Source organism: Psychromonas sp. SP041, assembly GCF_000470315.2.
Classification (GTDB): domain Bacteria; phylum Pseudomonadota; class Gammaproteobacteria; order Enterobacterales; family Psychromonadaceae; genus Psychromonas.
In genome coordinates this window covers 1-738 of sequence record NZ_CBRF02000104.1, presented here as the reverse complement: position 1 = coordinate 738, position 738 = coordinate 1, and the positions used below count along the sequence as shown (strand labels likewise).

At 48.1% G+C, this 738-nt stretch carries 1 protein-coding gene; it reads left to right on the top strand.

Going from position 1 to position 738, the window contains the following annotated elements:
• Positions 1-738, top strand: a 738-nt coding sequence (locus SP041_RS20750; RefSeq protein WP_137298019.1) for an Ig-like domain-containing protein, incomplete at both ends; no start/stop codon positions are given.

Sequence of the window (738 nt, the reverse complement as noted above, 5' to 3'; positions counted from 1 at the left end):
TAGCCAATGATACCGACGCTGATGGCGTAGCCTCGCCTGTCGCTTCAGTGACGGATGGTGAGAACGGCACTGTGGCTATCAATGATGATGGCACGGTAACCTACACGCCTAATACTGATTTTAATGGGTCGGACTCATTTACGTATACCAACGAAGACGGTAATACTGAAACAGTAACGGTAACCGTAGATCCTGTTGCTGATGACACAGTATTAGTGGCTGACTCAGCAACAACCAACGAAGATACACCAGTCATTATCAATGTCGTAGGTAATGATACCGACGTTGATGGCGGTGTTATTTCACCCGTTGATACGGTAACGCAAGGGGCGAATGGCACAGTTGCTATTAACGATGATGGTACGGTGACCTATACGCCTGATGCTGATTTCAATGGGTCGGACTCATTTACGTACACCAACGAAGATGGCAATACTGAAACAGTGAGTGTGACAGTAGATCCTGTCGCTGACGACACCGTATTAGTGGCTGACTCAGCAATAACAAACGAAGATACACCTGTCATTATCAATGTTGTGGGCAATGATACCGACGTTGATGGCGGTGTTATTTCACCGGTTGATACGGTCACGCAGGGTGCGAACGGCACGGTTGCTATCAACGATGATGGCACGGTGACCTACACGCCTGATGCAGACTTTAACGGCTCTGATAGCTTCACTTACACCAACGAAGACGGCAATACTGAAACAGTGAGTGTGACAGTAGACCCTGTCG